21 protein-coding genes, 1 riboswitch and 1 other annotated feature are annotated in these 16,770 nt (G+C 41.9%); of the genes, 7 read left to right on the top strand and 14 right to left on the bottom strand.

The window, feature by feature from the left end:
* Positions 1-136: 136 nt before the first annotated feature.
* Together metE and NSQ34_RS06235 are read left to right on the top strand one after the other, a co-directional pair.
* Positions 137-2,425 carry a 5-methyltetrahydropteroyltriglutamate--homocysteine S-methyltransferase gene (metE, locus tag NSQ34_RS06240; RefSeq protein ID WP_103132213.1) on the top strand — a complete coding sequence of 763 codons (2,289 nt, stop codon included), beginning with the start codon at positions 137-139 and terminating at the stop codon, positions 2,423-2,425.
* Between the two features lie 139 nt (positions 2,426-2,564).
* The gene (locus NSQ34_RS06235) at positions 2,565-3,035 is read left to right on the top strand and encodes a nucleoside deaminase (RefSeq protein WP_024424646.1); all 471 of its coding nucleotides are present in this window, start codon (positions 2,565-2,567) and stop codon (positions 3,033-3,035) included.
* Between the two features lie 238 nt (positions 3,036-3,273).
* Here the strand turns inward: NSQ34_RS06235 and NSQ34_RS06230 are convergent, their stop codons facing one another.
* Positions 3,274-3,690: an organic hydroperoxide resistance protein gene (locus NSQ34_RS06230; RefSeq protein WP_024424645.1), complete on the bottom strand. Its 417-nt coding sequence runs from the start codon at positions 3,688-3,690 to the stop codon at positions 3,274-3,276.
* 161 nt (positions 3,691-3,851) lie between these two features.
* Here NSQ34_RS06230 and NSQ34_RS06225 point away from each other — a divergent pair, with 161 nt between their 5' ends.
* Complete coding sequence (locus NSQ34_RS06225) at positions 3,852-4,298, top strand: MarR family transcriptional regulator (protein WP_024424644.1); 447 nt, start codon at positions 3,852-3,854, stop codon at positions 4,296-4,298.
* Positions 4,299-4,330: 32 nt separating this feature from the next.
* On the opposite strand, the gene NSQ34_RS06220 is transcribed toward NSQ34_RS06225, so the two are convergent.
* The 6 genes from NSQ34_RS06220 to purU all read right to left on the bottom strand — a co-directional run bounded on the left by NSQ34_RS06220 (position 4,331) and on the right by purU (position 9,892).
* Complete coding sequence (locus tag NSQ34_RS06220) at positions 4,331-4,759, bottom strand: organic hydroperoxide resistance protein (RefSeq protein ID WP_024424643.1); 429 nt, start codon at positions 4,757-4,759, stop codon at positions 4,331-4,333.
* Between the two features lie 170 nt (positions 4,760-4,929).
* A complete protein-coding gene (locus tag NSQ34_RS06215; RefSeq protein WP_024424642.1) occupies positions 4,930-5,064 on the bottom strand; it encodes a hypothetical protein in 135 nt (44 codons plus the stop codon).
* Entirely contained in the window at positions 5,054-6,190 is a 1,137-nt protein-coding gene (locus NSQ34_RS06210; RefSeq protein WP_024426809.1) for a Rap family tetratricopeptide repeat protein, read from the bottom strand. Before NSQ34_RS06210 ends, NSQ34_RS06215 begins: the two co-directional genes overlap by 11 nt.
* A gap of 124 nt (positions 6,191-6,314) precedes the next feature.
* Complete coding sequence (locus tag NSQ34_RS06205) at positions 6,315-7,562, bottom strand: glutamate-5-semialdehyde dehydrogenase (protein ID WP_268456753.1); 1,248 nt, start codon at positions 7,560-7,562, stop codon at positions 6,315-6,317.
* A gap of 12 nt (positions 7,563-7,574) precedes the next feature.
* Complete coding sequence (gene proB / locus NSQ34_RS06200) at positions 7,575-8,672, bottom strand: glutamate 5-kinase (RefSeq protein WP_024424639.1); 1,098 nt, start codon at positions 8,670-8,672, stop codon at positions 7,575-7,577.
* 55 nt (positions 8,673-8,727) lie between these two features.
* Positions 8,728-8,946 (bottom strand) — a binding site (T-box leader).
* Between the two features lie 43 nt (positions 8,947-8,989).
* The gene (gene purU / locus NSQ34_RS06195) at positions 8,990-9,892 is read right to left on the bottom strand and encodes a formyltetrahydrofolate deformylase (protein ID WP_024424638.1); all 903 of its coding nucleotides are present in this window, start codon (positions 9,890-9,892) and stop codon (positions 8,990-8,992) included.
* A 161-nt stretch (positions 9,893-10,053) separates the two neighbouring features.
* Between purU and NSQ34_RS06190 the strand changes: the two genes are divergently transcribed.
* On the top strand, positions 10,054-10,239 hold the full coding sequence (locus NSQ34_RS06190) for a hypothetical protein (RefSeq protein WP_024424637.1): 186 nt from the start codon (positions 10,054-10,056) through the stop codon (positions 10,237-10,239).
* 136 nt (positions 10,240-10,375) lie between these two features.
* On the opposite strand, the gene NSQ34_RS06185 is transcribed toward NSQ34_RS06190, so the two are convergent.
* Positions 10,376-10,690 carry a multidrug efflux SMR transporter gene (locus NSQ34_RS06185; protein WP_024424636.1) on the bottom strand — a complete coding sequence of 105 codons (315 nt, stop codon included), beginning with the start codon at positions 10,688-10,690 and terminating at the stop codon, positions 10,376-10,378.
* Positions 10,687-11,016 carry a multidrug efflux SMR transporter gene (locus NSQ34_RS06180; RefSeq protein ID WP_025092310.1) on the bottom strand — a complete coding sequence of 110 codons (330 nt, stop codon included), beginning with the start codon at positions 11,014-11,016 and terminating at the stop codon, positions 10,687-10,689. The genes NSQ34_RS06185 and NSQ34_RS06180 overlap by 4 nt, the downstream gene beginning before the upstream one ends.
* Before the next feature lie 67 nt (positions 11,017-11,083).
* A riboswitch (guanidine-I (ykkC/yxkD leader) is annotated at positions 11,084-11,193 on the bottom strand.
* A 222-nt stretch (positions 11,194-11,415) separates the two neighbouring features.
* Between NSQ34_RS06180 and NSQ34_RS06175 the strand changes: the two genes are divergently transcribed.
* Positions 11,416-11,550, top strand: coding sequence for a YrzI family small protein (locus tag NSQ34_RS06175; RefSeq protein WP_073204910.1), 135 nt, complete (start codon positions 11,416-11,418; stop codon positions 11,548-11,550).
* Positions 11,551-11,759: 209 nt separating this feature from the next.
* Complete coding sequence (locus NSQ34_RS06170) at positions 11,760-12,803, top strand: trifunctional transcriptional activator/DNA repair protein Ada/methylated-DNA--[protein]-cysteine S-methyltransferase (protein WP_025092309.1); 1,044 nt, start codon at positions 11,760-11,762, stop codon at positions 12,801-12,803.
* 14 nt (positions 12,804-12,817) lie between these two features.
* On the opposite strand, the gene NSQ34_RS06165 is transcribed toward NSQ34_RS06170, so the two are convergent.
* From NSQ34_RS06165 to NSQ34_RS06145, 5 genes are all read right to left on the bottom strand, one after another.
* The gene (locus NSQ34_RS06165; RefSeq protein ID WP_024424633.1) at positions 12,818-13,363 is read right to left on the bottom strand and encodes a GNAT family N-acetyltransferase; all 546 of its coding nucleotides are present in this window, start codon (positions 13,361-13,363) and stop codon (positions 12,818-12,820) included.
* 17 nt (positions 13,364-13,380) lie between these two features.
* On the bottom strand, positions 13,381-13,869 hold the full coding sequence (locus tag NSQ34_RS06160; RefSeq protein WP_025092307.1) for a small multi-drug export protein: 489 nt from the start codon (positions 13,867-13,869) through the stop codon (positions 13,381-13,383).
* Between the two features lie 105 nt (positions 13,870-13,974).
* Positions 13,975-14,733, bottom strand: coding sequence for a hypothetical protein (locus NSQ34_RS06155; protein WP_198456772.1), 759 nt, complete (start codon positions 14,731-14,733; stop codon positions 13,975-13,977).
* Between the two features lie 4 nt (positions 14,734-14,737).
* Positions 14,738-15,064 carry a PadR family transcriptional regulator gene (locus NSQ34_RS06150; protein ID WP_024424630.1) on the bottom strand — a complete coding sequence of 109 codons (327 nt, stop codon included), beginning with the start codon at positions 15,062-15,064 and terminating at the stop codon, positions 14,738-14,740.
* Between the two features lie 114 nt (positions 15,065-15,178).
* Positions 15,179-15,700: an acyl-CoA thioesterase gene (locus NSQ34_RS06145; RefSeq protein ID WP_008346212.1), complete on the bottom strand. Its 522-nt coding sequence runs from the start codon at positions 15,698-15,700 to the stop codon at positions 15,179-15,181.
* A gap of 179 nt (positions 15,701-15,879) precedes the next feature.
* On the opposite strand from NSQ34_RS06145, the gene NSQ34_RS06140 reads away from it, so the two are divergent.
* On the top strand, positions 15,880-16,761 hold the full coding sequence (locus NSQ34_RS06140) for a dimethylarginine dimethylaminohydrolase family protein (RefSeq protein ID WP_135031937.1): 882 nt from the start codon (positions 15,880-15,882) through the stop codon (positions 16,759-16,761).
* Positions 16,762-16,770: the final 9 nt, after the last annotated feature.

Below are 16,770 nucleotides of genomic sequence, written 5' to 3'. Positions count from 1 at the left end.
AGGAGATGTCGGAAAAGCGTCAGTGATACTCACGCCTTATTTCGCACACACATTTTGTCTTTTAAACCAGACATTTACCTCATCAATCATGATCATGAGCGTAAATGTCTTTTTATATTTAGAGGAGGAATTGGAATTGACAATTGTTAAAACAAGTAATCTAGGCTTTCCGCGAATTGGTTTAAACAGAGAATGGAAAAAAGCACTTGAGTCTTACTGGAAAGGTCAAACAGACCGCGAAACCCTCTTAAGCACACTGGATGAACAATTTTTAACTGCCATTAAAACACAAATCGATCAACAAATTGATGTTGTTCCTTCTGGAGACTTTACCTTCTATGATCACGTGCTGGATACCGCTGTTATGTTCAATTGGATTCCAGAGCGCTTCCGCAGCTTAAAAGACCCGCTAGATACATACTTCGCGATGGCAAGAGGAACAAAAGATGCCGTCTCAAGTGAAATGACAAAATGGTTTAATACAAACTATCACTACATCGTTCCAGAATACGAAAAAAGCACAGAATTTAAACTCACACACAACAAACCGCTTGAAGCTTACGAAAAGGTGAAAAAGGCGTTTGGTGTTGAAACAAAACCGGTTGTACTTGGTCTATATACATTTGTCTCACTTTCTAAAGGTTATGAAGCAAATGAAGTGAAAGAAATCCAGCAGCGTCTAGTGCCGCTTTATACTCAGCTTTTAAAAGAACTTAAAGAAGCAGGCGTCAAATGGGTTCAAATTGATGAACCTGCACTTGTCACAGCTTCAAGTGAAGACGTAAAAGCCGTAAAAGAAATCTATCAAACGATCAAAGAAGCCGTACCTGGCTTGAACATTCTTCTTCAAACATACTTTGATTCAGTAGATGCGTATGAAGAGCTTGTCACATATCCTGTTGAAGCAATCGGTCTTGATTTTGTCCATGATCAAGGGCGCAACCTTGATCAAGTGAAAAAGCACGGCTTCCCGAAAGATAAAATTTTAGCAGCAGGCGTCATTGATGGAAGAAATATTTGGAGATCAGACCTTGGCGAAAGATTATCCTTTATTTCTGAAGTCATTGCTGACGTTCAGCCGAAAGAAGTATGGCTGCAGCCATCAAGCAGCTTGCTGCATGTGCCAGTTGCCAAACACCCAAGCGAACAGCTTGAAGAAAAACTATTAAACGGACTGTCTTATGCCACTGAAAAGCTGGCTGAATTGACACTGCTAAAAGAAGGTTTAACAAAAGGAGCAGCTGCCATTGATGCTGATATTAACGAAGCAGCACAAGCACTTCTTACCTTAAAAGAGTTCGCAAAAGGAACAAATGCGGATCTAACAGCGGAACGCAACAATCTTTCATCGAAAGATTTTAAACGACCAGCTGCCTTTGAAGAACGCCTTCGTATCCAAAACGAATCTCTTGAGCTCCCGCTTCTTCCAACAACAACAATTGGCAGTTTCCCGCAGTCTGCCGAAGTGCGCAGTGCTCGTCAAAAGTGGCGCAAAAATGAGTGGACAGATGCAGAGTACGATGAGTTTATTAAGAAAGAAACAAAACGATGGATTGATATTCAAGAAGAAATTGGTCTGGATGTGCTCGTACATGGGGAATTTGAACGTACAGACATGGTTGAATACTTCGGTGAGAAGCTAGCCGGATTTGCCTTTACAAAATTTGCTTGGGTACAATCCTATGGATCACGCTGCGTGAAGCCGCCAATCATTTATGGAGATGTAGAGTTTACAGAGCCAATGACAGTGAAAGAGACAGTTTACGCACAAAGTTTAACAAAGAAAAAAGTCAAGGGCATGCTGACAGGACCTGTTACCATCTTAAACTGGTCTTTCCCAAGAACGGATATCTCTCGCAAAGACATTGCTTTCCAAATCGCTTTCGCTTTGCGTAAAGAGGTAGAAGCTTTAGAAGCAGCTGGTATTCAAGTGATCCAAGTGGATGAGCCTGCGCTAAGAGAAGGACTTCCGCTCAAAGAAAGTGATTGGGCAGAATATTTAAACTGGGCAGCAGAGTCATTCCGTTTATCCACATCATCCGTTCAAAATGAAACACAAATTCATACACATATGTGCTACAGTAACTTCGAGGATATTGTCGATACAATCGAAGACTTGGATGCTGACGTGATTACAATTGAACATTCACGCAGTCATGGCGGATTCCTCGATTACTTAGAAAAACACCCGTATTTGAAAGGACTTGGACTAGGTGTTTATGACATCCATAGCCCGCGCGTTCCATCTGTTGAAGAAATGAGCGAAATTATTGATGATGCGCTGAACGTTTGTCCAACAGATCGCTTCTGGGTGAATCCGGATTGTGGTCTAAAAACTAGACAAGAGCCTGAAACCATTGCTGCTTTGAAAAACATGGTCACAGCTGCTGAAGTCGCTCGTAAAAAGCTGGCGCAGCACGCTTAATTGAATGTCTCTCCCCTGCTGAACTCGGCAGGGGTTTTTTATGCGCAAATTGGCCTGTTCGATCTCCTACTATGATGATTTCTTTTCTAGCATGATTCGTTTATACTAGAGAAGTCAGTCGAACAAAGGGAGGAAGACAATGAATCACGAAGATTTTTTACAACGCGCAATTGATCTTGCAGTAGAAGGAGTCAATAGTGGTACTGGCGGCCCTTTTGGAGCAGTCATTGTCAAGGATGGTCAGATTATTGCAGAGGGCAGCAACAACGTGACAACGAGTAACGATCCAACCGCACATGCAGAAGTCACAGCCATTCGCAAAGCGTGCCAAACTCTACATACATACCAATTAGAAGATTGCATTCTATACACAAGCTGCGAGCCTTGTCCGATGTGCCTTGGCGCTATTTACTGGGCTAGACCAAAAGCTGTGTATTTTGCTGCTGGACATCAGGATGCAGCGGATTCTGGTTTTGATGACTCATTTATTTATGAAGAAATCAACAAAGAATACGAATCAAGAAATATACCATTTTACAAGCTGACACCTCAAAAAACCCTTGCACCATTTGAAGCATGGGAAGCATACGATAAAAAGAAAGAATATTAAAAAAAGACACCTGCTCGTAAGCAGGTGTTGCGGATTGTTGACAAAGGGCTAAAATGATCTTTATTTTAGCCCTTTGTCTTCTTTTCAGCGTGATAGAAAACCTTTGCAGCCCTAGGAAGGACGAGCACCGGAGCGGAGCGAATTCGAGATTCGTGAGCACTGGAGCGCAGACCTGACACCGAATGCGAGGGTTTGTCTACACGCTGGACACCTGCGGGTAAGCAGGTGTCTTCTACTATTACTCCGCCACTTCAAGCTCTACTTCAATGTTCCCTCTTGTTGCTTTTGAATATGGACAGAATTCATGTGCAGCATGGACAAGCTCTTTCACTTTGTCATGATCATGACCTTTCGCAGACACAATCAGCTTTACGCCAAGCTTAAAGCCGCCGTCGCTTTCATCTTTTAAAAGACTGACATGTCCTTCTACTTCCGATTCTATTTCTATCCCTTGCTTCTTCGCTACGTGCTCAAGTGCTCCTCCGAAACAAGCTGCATAGCCTGCTGCAAATAATTGCTCTGGGTTTGTACCAGTCTCTCCATCTTTCTTTGCGTTAGGCATGACAATGTTATGGTCGAGCACACCATCCTCTGAACGAACATGTCCAGCTCTTCCATGCTGCGCCTTTACTTTTGCTGTGAATAATGGTTTCATCTTCATCTCCTCCTTCATCTATTCATCCTTTTCACGTTCTATTCATTTCTCAAACATTTATCGCACATTGAAGAATTTTTCATTTTTCGTCTGTATTTATTTTAAAAAGGAAGAAAATCTTATACAATGATAAGTATGACAAAAAATAGTTGGTGACTGACATGACAAATGAATTTGAACATATGAAGCTGGAAAATCAGCTTTGTTTCTTGTTATATGCAAGTTCACGAGAGATGACGAAGCAGTATAAACCGTTGTTAGAAGAATTAAACATTACGTACCCGCAATATTTGGCACTGCTTTTATTGTGGGAGCATGGAACATTAAATGTGAAAACGATGGGAGAGCTTCTCTATTTAGACTCCGGTACACTCACGCCCATGCTGAAACGAATGGAGCAAAATGGACTCATTATCCGAGAACGTTCGAAAGAGGATGAGCGGTCTGTACAAATTCGTTTAACGGAATATGGAGAGCAGCTAAAAGAAAAGGCCACTGCGATTCCGTCTCACATGCTGACTGGGACAGGCAGATCGGAAGAAGAGCTAAAAACACTGCGTGCCTCTTTACATGAGCTTTTGCAAAATTTAACACAATCAAAAGGCTGAGGGAACATTCCCTCAGCCTTTTATAATGTCTATTATTGTGCGACAGCTACTAGTTCTACTTCGATGTTTCCTTGAGTTGCTTTTGAATATGGGCAAACGCCGTGTGCTTTATGAACAAGTTCTTCTAATGCTGACTGCTCAATTCCAGTTCCTTTTACCTCTAATTGAACGCCTAGTTTGAAGCCGCCATCTGAACTGTCTTTTAATAAGCTGACATGTGCTGTAACTTCACTTTCAAAGCGAATACGCTCTTGTCTCGCTACCATTTGAAGGGCTGAATCAAAACATGCAGAGTAGCCTGCTGCGAATAATTGCTCTGGATTTGTTGCTTTTTCAAGTTTTTTTGCTCTTGGTGTTCCAGGCATTGCTACATCATGTTCAAGTACACCATCTGTTGAAACAACCTTACCTTCTCTTCCTCCGACAGCTGATACCGTTGCTGTAAATAAAACGTCTGACATGAATATAACCCTCTTTCTCTCCAATAATGTTTTCTACAATTGAATTGTACACAATTTAAATTACAGAGTCAATCAATAAATACTCTTTTTTAAGTTTTCCTGCCTGAACCCTTTTTATGAGTATGTCCGGAAATTGTTAGGCAGTAAAAAAAGCCCTTTAAAAAGGGCTTTTAGATCGTGTCATGCTGCGGATTCGGTTGTTCTAGCGTATGGTTTCTGTTATCTGGGTCGGCATTTGCTGCTGCCAGCCACAATGCCATAATGGTGATGCTTGTACAGACGACTGCCCATTTTTTAAAATTCATATAAACAATCCCCTCTCTGAATATAGATTCGAGCATGTTCCGCTTCCCCATAGAACATGGAAGATTTTTCATAATCCCCCATTTCATTATAATACTTTGCGGTATCTAATGCCAGCTCCTCTATATCTGGATATGCATAGGCAGACTCTAAAAAATGGAAAATTCGTTTAATATGCTCAGCATCTTGTCTTAAATACAATGCTTCTAGAAATATGGTTTTCTGAATATGAATGTCATCTTGAAGAGCTTCTGCTCTCTTCATACATTCTTCTCTGTAGTGTAATGCTTCTTCGTGTTTTCCTTGTTTGTATAATATCTGAGCGGCTGTATAAAGAGGGTCTATAGATCGACGAAGATGATCGGATTGATTTTGATCAAATAACGAGATGGATTCTTTCATTAATTCGAGTGCGCGGCCCAAGTCTCCCATTCGGTAATAACTGTTGCCCATATTAAACAAAGAGGAGGCAATAAAACGCACATTTTGAAACTCTCTTGATCTCGCAAGTGCTCTTTCGAGATGTGGTAATGCTTTTTCATGCCTTCTCATATCATCGTAGTTACCGGCCACAATAAATTCACACTGAATCGTGCGAAGCGCATACAGTTCATGCTGAACATAAACATCCAGCGCTAGTTTAGCATGGTGCATCGAGATATGAGTTTGTTTCATGTGATAATATATTTCTGACATTTTAAAATGAAATTCCGCACGTTCAATATCATCTGATACAAAAGAAAGCTTATGCTCTGCCTTTTGATAAGACGATATGGCAGCAATATACTCCCTCCGCCCGAATTCATACATGCCTCTAAAAAAATGATAGTAGTATTCAAGCATGCCTGTGACATGCGTTTGATGCTCATCTATTTCTTTCGAAAGCTCGGAAAAGTTGGCGCGAAGCTTTCCTTCCTTTAATGGCTTTAAATAATCGAGCATGACCTCATGCCTAAATTCCATTAAAGAAAAATAGAGAAGCAAATTCTGATCTTCTTCCATTGAATCAAGAGAGGTGCGAATTTCCTGCTTTAACTGTTCTGCTTGTTCGGAATCAAATCTGCGAATTAATTCATACCACTTGTTGATTTTCACTCCAATATCCGAAGAGGGAATGATTTTCGCCATACGTTGCCTTCTCCAATCTTCTCAAAATATAAAACATTACCATATTTTATCATACTTGACCGGAGAAATACAAAAATGAAAGGAAAAAGAGAGTCTGTTGTCACAAGACTCTCTTTTAAATTCGTTATTCTCTTATTTGTCCTTGACCACGAATGACAAATTTTTCAGACGTTAAGGCTGGCAGACCCATTGGCCCTCTTGCATGAAGTTTTTGCGTACTAATTCCTATTTCCGCTCCATAGCCAAATTCAAATCCATCTGTGAAACGAGTAGAGGCATTATGATAAACAGCAGCAGCATCGACAGCTGTTAAGAAAAGGGCTGCATGCTCATCGTTTTCCGTAATGATCGCTTCAGAGTGCTTAGAGCTATATGTTTGAATATGCAGAATCGCTTGTTCTATGTTTTCTACAATTTTAATACTGACGATCGGTGCTAAAAACTCCGTTGCATAGTCCTCATTTGTCGCTAATGCAGCACTAGGAGCAAGCGCGCAAACGGCTTCATCACCGCGTATTTCTACCCCATTGGATTGAAGGGCTTCAAATAAAGAAGCACCGTAGTTGTTTGCCCATTTTTTATGAATGACAATGCTCTCGATCGCATTACAAACAGAAGGTCTTTGAGTTTTGGCATTCAGCACAATCCGCTCAGCCATCTCGTTTTTCGCTTTTTCATCAATGTAGATATGACAATTTCCTGCACCTGTTTCAAGCACCGGCACAGTTGACTCTCTCACGACAAGATCAATTAAATTCTTCCCGCCGCGCGGAATGAGGACATCCAGGTATTCATTTAAAGTGAATAGCGTTTTCGCCGTTTCACGGCCAGTATCTTCAATTAATTGCACACTGTCTACTGGAATATCCGTCGTATGAAGCGCTTCATGAATCACCTTTACAATCGCTTTATTACTATGAATAGCAGATGAGCTTCCGCGCAGAATCACAGCATTCCCAGTTTTCAAGCAAAGGGTCGCAGCATCGACTGTCACGTTTGGTCTTGCTTCATAAATCATTCCAACCGTTCCAAGCGGTACACGAACCTTTTCGATGAACAGACCGTTTTCTTTTTGAATGGTTTCTAACGTTTCACCAATTGGGTCTTTTAGCTGAATGAGTTGAAGGGTCGCATCTGCAATGGCTTCAATTCTCTCTTCCGTGAGTGTGATCCGGTCAATGACAGATGGCGTGAACTGCTTTTCCTCAGCAGCCTGAACATCCTTTTGGTTCTCTTCTATTAAATAAGCTGAAGATGCTTTTAGTGCACTGGCAATGGCGTGCAGGGCAGCATTTTTTTGTTCCGTCGTTTTTAGAAGCAGCTGATCTTTGGCTGCACTTGCTTTTTTTGCTTTTTCAAGAACTTCATTCATCGTATTCCCTCCTCAGTTTTGTACATGCTGTACCCAGTGATCTCGGTGTATGACCTCAGGCTTCTCTTTTGCAAGCTCGTCACTTCGCATTCCTTTAATGCCGAGAAGCTCGTCGGAGGCGTACAAGGTTTGTCCCTTACCAACTAATCCGTTTGGACCGACGACTTCTACGACTTCTCCTTTAGAAAAGTCACCAGCGACATCAATAACTCCTGCCGGAAGAAGGCTTCTGCCATTATGCAAAATCGCCGCTTCCGCTCCTGCATCAATCATGATCTTCCCAGAGACCGGTGAGTGGAATTGAATCCATTGACGGCGGTTGTTCACAGCTGATAAATCCTGTTCACCGATATACGTTCCGTCGCCTTGACCCGCAAGTATGCGAAGCAGCTTGTCTTCCCCAGTGCCTGTGCCAATGAAGACTTTCACGCCAAGTGAAAGTGCCGTTTGTGCAGCTGAGAGCTTCGATTTCATTCCGCCTGTTCCAACCTTTGAACCGGTGCTCTTTGCATATGAAAACAATTCTTCTGAAATGTGGGTCAGGACATCAAATCGCTTCGCCTCAGGATGCTCATTTGGATTTGCATCATAAATGCCATTGATGTCTGTTAATATGATCAATTGGTCTGCATGGATTAATCCACTGACAAGAGCTGACAGCATGTCATTATCCCCAAAGGTAAGCTCCTCGATGGAGACTGAATCATTTTCGTTTATGATCGGCAAGATTTTTCTTTCAAGCAGCTCCATCATCGTTGCGTACGCATTTCGATATCTTGTTCGATCTGAAAAATCATTACGTGTTAAAAGCATTTGAGCAGGTGTCATATGAAACTGTGAAAAAAGCTCTGTATATTTCTGCATTAACAAACCCTGTCCAACGGCGGCAGCTGCCTGTTTCCCCTTTAAGGTCACAGGTCTTGATGGATAGCCTAAACTGCCAAACCCTGCTGCAACGGCTCCTGATGAAATTAAAATGATTTCATGACCTGCTTCTTTGAGCTTTGCTATGGCTCTTACATGATCCTGCATCTTTTGTTCATCAATGGCTCCTTTTTGCTCTGTTAATGAACTGCTGCCAATTTTTATGACGATCCTTTGCTTTTTCATCCTTGATTCCCTCCGCTATACCTTTAGGCACAAAAAAATCCCTATTTCTCCTTATGTAAAGGACGAAAAGGGATTTTCCGTGGTACCACCTTCATTGAATAAGCATGCGATCTGCTTATTCCACTCAACTCCTGTAACGCCAGGCACGCGCTTAGATTTTTCCTCTAAGGCTCAAAGGGCAGGTTCAGCAGCTGTCTGCGGCAAATGTTTCAGCACATCATTTGCTCTCTTTACGCATCAGTTCCTGCTTACTATTCCTTTTCAACGCTCGTTAATTTTTTTATATTATCACCAATTGCTAAAGAAAAGTCAAGCGGTCAATTAAAGACAATCGTTTTATTCTCATGAACAATAATGCGATCTTCAAGGTGCCATTTGACAGCACGTGCAAGCACACTGCGCTCAATTGTCCGGCCAATATTTTTTAGGGCTTCCGCATCATCCCGGTGATCGACCCGCTCAATATCCTGTTCAATGATCGGGCCTTCGTCTAAATCATTGGTGACATAATGAGAAGTCGCACCAATTAATTTGACTCCCCGCTCATATGCCCGCTTGTATGGGTTTGCACCAATAAACGCTGGCAGGAAGGAATGATGAATATTAATGATTTTGTTCGGATGCTCTTCAATGAATCCAGGCGTTAAAATTTGCATGTATCTAGCAAGCACAACCACATCAATATCGTACTCTTCTAATAAGGCGAGCTGCTCTTTTTCAGCTTCTTTGCGAATGTCTTTGTTCGCCTTTACAAAATGGAATGGGATTCCAAGCGATTCTACTGTATCTTTTGCCGTTTCATGATTGCTGATCACAACTGCGATTTCAGCCATTAAATTTCCGCTTTGCCATTCCCACAGAAGCTCATGCAGACAATGAAGCTCTTTTGAGACAAAGATTGCCAGTTTTTTAAGCTCACTTGCACGCGACATGCTCCACGTCATTTGAAATGATGCTGCGATTGGCTCAAAACTATTTTTCAATTGATCCATATTCGCCGAGATGTCTTTCCAATCAAATTCAATTCTTAAAAAGAACCTGCCGCTTTCATGATCGGTTGTGTATTGGCTCGATTCAATGATGTTCGCTCCGTGCTCAAATAAAAAGGAAGAAACAGCTGATACAATACCAGGCTGATCTGGGCAGCTGACAAGTAATCTGCCTTTTTGCTCGTGCTTTTGTCTGTGTAATTCAAGTTTCTCTGTAATCAATGTTCTCATGTATCATGACCTCATTTGCGTTTTCATTCTAATGAAATATTATACTGGACTGGAAAGAGAAAAAGCAATGAAGAGTCCATTTTTTATTGAATATTCATTCAATTCTGCACCTAGCGTGATATAATGTGAGTAGACCTTTTATCACAAAAGGAGTGATGGAGATGAAAAGCATGACTTTGTTTGGTAAAGTGAGCTTTTGGCTCGGCATCGTATGTCTGATCACAGGTATTTATCTTTTTATGGCCGGTGAGAGACTCATTCCTTTGCTCACATTTGGTGTCTGTTTTCTTCTAGTGAGTCAGCTTTACCGCAAAAATGAAAACGATTCCAATCATCATTCGATGTAACAAAAAAGGGCTAAAATGATTTTTATTTTAGCCCTTTTTCTTCTTTTTCAGCGTGATAGAAAACCATTGCAGGCCTGACAAAGAATGTGTGGGTTTGTCTACATGCTGAGGCTGGCAGATAGATGACAGCCTTTTCTTATTCAATGATTTTTAACCCGACCGCCGCAGATAAAATCAGTGCGATAAAGAATATACGTTTTGCGTCCTTCGACTCACCGTAAAACAGCATGCCGACAATGGCTCCTCCAGCAGCTCCAATGCCAGTCCAAATGGCGTATGCCGTTCCCATCGGAATTGTATTCATCGCAAGAGAGAGCATGAGAAAGGACAGCGAAAATCCAGCTGCAATGAATAAAATCCATTTGACATGCCGGTCTTTCTGGAATTGATTCATCATGGTGACACAAAGCATTTCTAAAATGCCTGCACCAATGAGTAAAAGCCAGCTCATGATTCAGTCTCTCCTTTCTTTTCACCTGTGGTTAGTTTAAGCCCTAATACACCACTTAAAAGCACCATGATTAAAAGTAATTTCACCAGCTGTACTGGCTCTCCCAGTACCATACCTACTATGACAGTACCTGCTGTCCCAAGTCCGGTGAAAACGGCATAAAGTGTGCCAACTGGCAATACAGTGGTGGCTTTCAGGAGTAAATAAAAGCTCACGACAATACAAACGATGGTTGCGGCCCATTCCAATAAAGAGTCAGCATATTTCAACCCCATCACCCAGCCAACTTCAAAGATGGCTGCAATCAATACATTTCCCCATTTCATCCGATTCTCTTCCTTTCTGAACGATTCCAAGCAATAAAAAAAGCCCGGAAATCGATCGTTTGATCAAATCTCCCGGGCTTTTATCCCTCCGTGTCCATACGGTCTATTGTCTAGACCCTATGTGTTTTCTCTCGGTCCAGACTGCGCCACCCGCACGGAACCCTAGAAAACCATTTCTTAATAAGCAGATCTGACTTAAAGCAGATTCTGTGTGTCAAAATTGTATCACACCCCGAAATACCGGTCTACCGCTTTGCTTTCCACATGCAAATATACTTGTTCATTTTTCGAAAGAATTTTTATGGAACCGCCGTATACTAAGTGTTAGAAGCAGGTCAACTGATAAAGAAGCTTTGCGGGCTGTTTCGCGTGAAGCGGACTGAAGGGAAATGAGCGTATATGACAATCCATTTATTTTTTATGACATTGACGATCAAGCGTAAATACAAGGACATGGAGACCGTACTTTACGAACAAGAAGTTGAAGCATTTTATGAAGAAATGAAACAGAAGCAACTAAAGTATATGAACTAAAACAGGAATGAGAAAAGGAGGAGATTGACATGTTTATGATGCTTGATTGTTCCTTAAAGCACGGATACGTCAATGATCACATCGCTGATATAATGAAATCAGATTGATGCGATGAACGTCCAACTTTAGGATGATGTATTTACAGATCATCCGTCGTACCCCAAACAATGCTGAAAAACATTTTATAGAAAATCAAGAGGTGGCTTCATATGATGATGACCGATGAACAAAAACATGAATTTTATCAAGCACTTGTTGACAAGAATCCGCAATATGACGGCACATTCTTTGCCTGTATTAAGACAACCGGTATCTTCTGTCATGCCACATGTACGGCCAGAAAGCCAAAATTTGAAAACTGTGAGTTTTTCTTTACAGCGGAGGAAGCACTACTGGCAGGGTATCGCCCGTGCAAGCGCTGCACACCATTAACATACCCTAACAGCATTCCTGAAGAAGTCAAAACACTCGTTTCAGCAGTAGAAAAAAATCCTGAGAAACGCTGGAAGGAAGAGGACTTCCGCCAATTAGGGATTCACTCTGCCACAGCTCGAAGAAAGTTTAAAGACATTTACGGCATGACCTTTGTTCAATATGCAAGATCACGCCGAATGGGACTTGCCTTTAAAGAAATTTTGAACGGAAAAAAAGTAATCGATCAGCAGGTCACTTTCGGCTATGAATCTTCAAGTGCCTTCAATGATGCATTTACGAAAATCATGGGAAATCCCCCTAAAAAAGCGCAGATTCACATTCTCTATGCTAATTTTATTTCCACACCGATCGGGCGGATGATGAGTGTGACAGATGCCACACATGTGTATTTACTGGAGTTTATGGACAGGCGGGGACTCGAAAAAGAAATTGAAACATTAAGAAAGAAGCATCATGCCCGCATTTTAGTTGGAGAAACAAACGTCCATCAGCAATTAGCAAAGGAATTGGCCTTATATTTTGAGAAAAAGCTGACCAAGTTTACTGTACCGCTTTCTTTACATGGCACCCCTTTTCAAATGAAGGTGTGGGACCAGCTCTCACGCATTCCAGCAGGCGAAACGAGATCCTATCGAGATCTAGCCACGAAACTAGGCGATCCGCATTTGGTTCGTGCTGTCGGTAATGCAAATGGTGCCAATCAATTGGCGATTATCATTCCCTGCCACCGCGTAATTCAAACAAGTGGTGAGCTTGGAGGCTACGGCGGAGGGATTGAACGGAAGAAATATTTGCTTCAGTTAGAACAGCGTGCATAAAAAAACGGCTCTGCTTATTCGGTAAGCGAGCCGTTTTCTCCGTTACGGGTGATGCTGTATACATCAATGATTTGGTCCCATTTTGAAATGGTTTTTTCTTTTTTCATGCCCATTTTTAAAGCGACCTTCACCGACGCTTCATTCTCAGGACGAATTAGGCTGACCATCCGTCTGACCTTCATTTCTTCAAATCCATAGGTAAGGCAGCCTTTTGCAGCCTCAGCAGCATAGCCATTCCCCCACGCCGCTTTCTTTAGCATATAGCCAATCTCAAGCTCGGTTTGTCCTTCAATGTTTTGCAGGACAATGCCGCTTTGTCCAAGTCGTTCATTTGTTTCTTTATCTTCAATGATCCATAGCGAGGTGTGGTACATGCGGTCATTTTTTTGATTCCATGCAATCCACTCTTTTGTCTGCTGTTCATCCTTCAAAGAAGGATAATACTTCATCACTTCTTCATCCTGGAACAGCTCGTCATATAAAAATGACGCATCATGTTCATTCATCGTTCTCAGTTTCAGGCGCTCTGTTTCAAATACTGTTCTTGTTTGAACTGTCATTGATGATCCCCCCTTTTTTACTTGCTAAAAATATCTCCGAACAATCCATTTGAATCTGGGGCAAAGTAATGGAAGCCCGCACCGGTTAAACTTGCAGCCAGCGCTGTCCACATCATTAAACTGACAGTCATCCACACCGCGACTTGCTTTCTTTTCGTTCCAAAGCTCATGCACATCAAGGCTGCTAAATGACTGCCGATGATAAAAGGTCCTATGAGTGCTAACCCAGGCAGACCGTATCGTTCCCAAATTTTTCTCGCCCGCAGCTGCTTTTTCTCTCCTTTTTCATCACCTTTTTCCTCTTTTCTTTTTAACCACCACGCTTTAAACCGGTCCACGAACACAATGAGAAGCAAGACTGTCAAAAAGTTGCCGATGAATCCAATCACAGCCGTTGTCACAGGATGCAGCCCACTTAAGATTGCGAATGGAACGACACCAATCACTTCAAAAAAAGGCAAGGCAGCCAATACAAAAACGAGTACATATCCCCATACAATATCCAAAAACAGAACCCCTTTTCATTTTTGTCCTCTCCCCATTGTAATGAAAAAGACAATTCCATTTCTACATTTTTTTAGAAAAAGAAAAGCACATCGGATAGGATGTGCTCAGTTTACATTCGTATTTTCATTTTTCTTATTTGTCCGGCGCAGTACAATGAATATAAGCCCTATTAAAATCACAATAGATAGCAGACTTTGCAGCAAAATCACACTTGGTGACGTCCAGCCAATCCATTCGAAGATGAGCTGCGGTCCGAAAAAGATAATCGGAATCAATGAAACGACATTCGCCTTTAAGATTGCATTAAATACAACGATACATAGCAGCATGAGCAAAATGACGCCCCACCTTTGACCAGAAGTAAGGACAAGTAGTGGTGTGCCGACTTTTTGATCCAATAGTTTGATTGTGACCATCGCTGTCAGCTGAAAGATTCCTAACATCCAAAAGTAGAGAAATACCCGGCTGCTTGTTTGAAAAGCGGACGCTCTAAACATCACAATGATCATGATGACATTGGCCACTAAAACGAGCGGATATCCAATCAAAGCAAACCAAGAATAGGATAAGTTTTGGCTGATTGCATCTGCTAAAATCATGTAAAAAAGCGATCCAATTAAGAAAGCACTGACGAATGGCACCCAGTCTTTATGATTCCCTGACAGCTCTTTTGCCAGTTCATCAGCATAGCCCCGCGGATCTCCACCGAACACATCCTCACCTGTTTTCCCATCTTTTTCAGCCTCAACCGCATGTGCTGTCAGTTCGTCCATCAGCTCATCGATTTCACCCTGATTTTTTCCCTTTGATATGAGATAAAGTTGCAGCTCTAGTAGAATGTGTCTTGTTTCTTTTGATACCATAATCTCACTTCCCTTTTTGTAATAAGCGGTTTACATTTTTTGAAAGCTCATTCCAGCGGTCAATAAACTCTGTGAGCGCTTGTTCTCCCGCTTGTGTGAGCGTATAGTATTTCCTTTTCGGGCCGGTCGCTGACGCTTTTGTGACGGTGGTCACCAGCTGTTCCTTTTGCATACGCAGCAAAATCGGATAGATACTGCCTTCACTTATTTGATCAAACCCATAATGCGCGAGCTTCTTCGTCATTTCATACCCATAAATTTCGCCCTCAGAAATAATCGACAGCAGGCAGCCTTCTAAAATTCCTTTTAGCATTTGTGTGGATGTTGTCATGATTGTTCCTCCGATTCCAGTACCTTGCATCACAAGATAGCTTCATCTTACCACACACTATCTTGCCATGCAAGATACTGACACAGAAAAAAATCACCGCTTAAAGGGTGATTTTTACGCCCAAGGCTTATCTGTCCCAAGTGCGTCAGCAAGCGCCTTACTATGCTTTCGGCGGCTTTTTCTTTCCTCTGCCCGCTGCTTCGCTGTTTGATGAAGCATGATCTCTTCCTCTGTTTCCGGCATCACCTGCGGGACTCGTTTAGGCTTTCCGTTTTCATCTAATGAGACAAATGTCAGAAATGAAGTTGCTGCGAGTCTGCGCTCTCCAGACATCAAGTTTTCTTTAATGACTTTGACGAACACTTCCATAGAAGACGTGCCCACCCATGTGACATAGGATTCCAAGCATACGGACTCCTTTTGTCCAATCGGCTCTAAAAAGTCAACAGAATCCATTGAAGCTGTGACCGTTTCACTGCGGCTGTGTCTTGCAGCCGAGATGGAGGCAATGTCATCTATATAACTCATTAATTTCCCGCCAAATAACGTTTGGTGGTTATTCGTATCAAGAGGAAACACCCTGCTGGTTTTAACAACTTTCGATTCCTTGCAGTATTTGAAATTTTCTTCACTCATCATCATAGCTCCTTCTTGCTGTTTTCGTGGATGCGGAACGACTTTTATTAAACACTATTCTTTTAGGTTTGTCTAAACTTTTTGCTTTAGTCTTATGTGAGAGATTTTCTTTCGGAAATGTTTCAACCATGGCTAGAAGAAGGAATAATAGAACTATGAATGAACAAGGAGGCCATTTGATGGATTCTATGAGAGCAGAGCAATTATACAAAATGCCCCAATGCATGAGTGAATACGACGATTTAGAAGAAGTTCTTTTATGCAGTCCTATTTATATGGAAATCAAACAAATTATTAACGAAACCCAGAAACATTTTGCGAAAGAAAATATTTCTCAAATGAAAGCAGTCGCTCAGCATAAGCAATTGATCCAAACCCTTAAAGAGAATCAAGTACGGCCCATCCTGCTCCCGGCGAATGACCGCTTCCCTGAGCAAGTCTTCACTCGGGATATTGGGTTTACGATTGGACATACACTGTTTGTTTCAAGTATGGCCGCTCCGGTTCGGCAAGGGGAAGAACAATACCTAAAAGAATGGGCACACGCAAAAGGGTGGTCAGCTGTCACTTTGACAGACGGAACGATTGAAGGCGGCGATGTGCTTGTAGATCAGAACCGTGTGTTTGTTGGCACGAGCAAAAGAACCAGTCCAGCCGCTATCTATCAGCTCAAAAAGGAACTGCCTGATCATGACATCATTCCGATTCACCTTCCTCCTCACATTTTGCATCTTGATTGTGTGATGAATATTCTGTCTCATAACGAGATCATCATTTATCCTGAAGCGTTTAAGCAAAAGGATCTCCAGCTGCTCAAAACGTATTATGATTTGATTGAAATCAGCGAACAAGAGCAATTCACACTTGGACCAAATGTTTTATCCATTGGGCAGAAAAAAGTGATCAGCTTGCCCAGCAACCAAGAAACAAATGCTGCGTTAACCGCTCACGGATACACCGTTATTGAAGTGGATTTTTCTGAAATTATTAAATCTGGCGGCTCTTTCAGATGCTGCACATTGCCTATTCGGCGTTCATCTATTAAAAAAGCCAGCATGTAGAACAGCTTG

Source organism: Bacillus sp. FSL P2-0069 (assembly GCF_038593315.1).
GTDB lineage: Bacteria > Bacillota > Bacilli > Bacillales > Bacillaceae > Bacillus > Bacillus safensis.
This window is presented reverse-complemented; position numbering and strand designations above follow the sequence as displayed.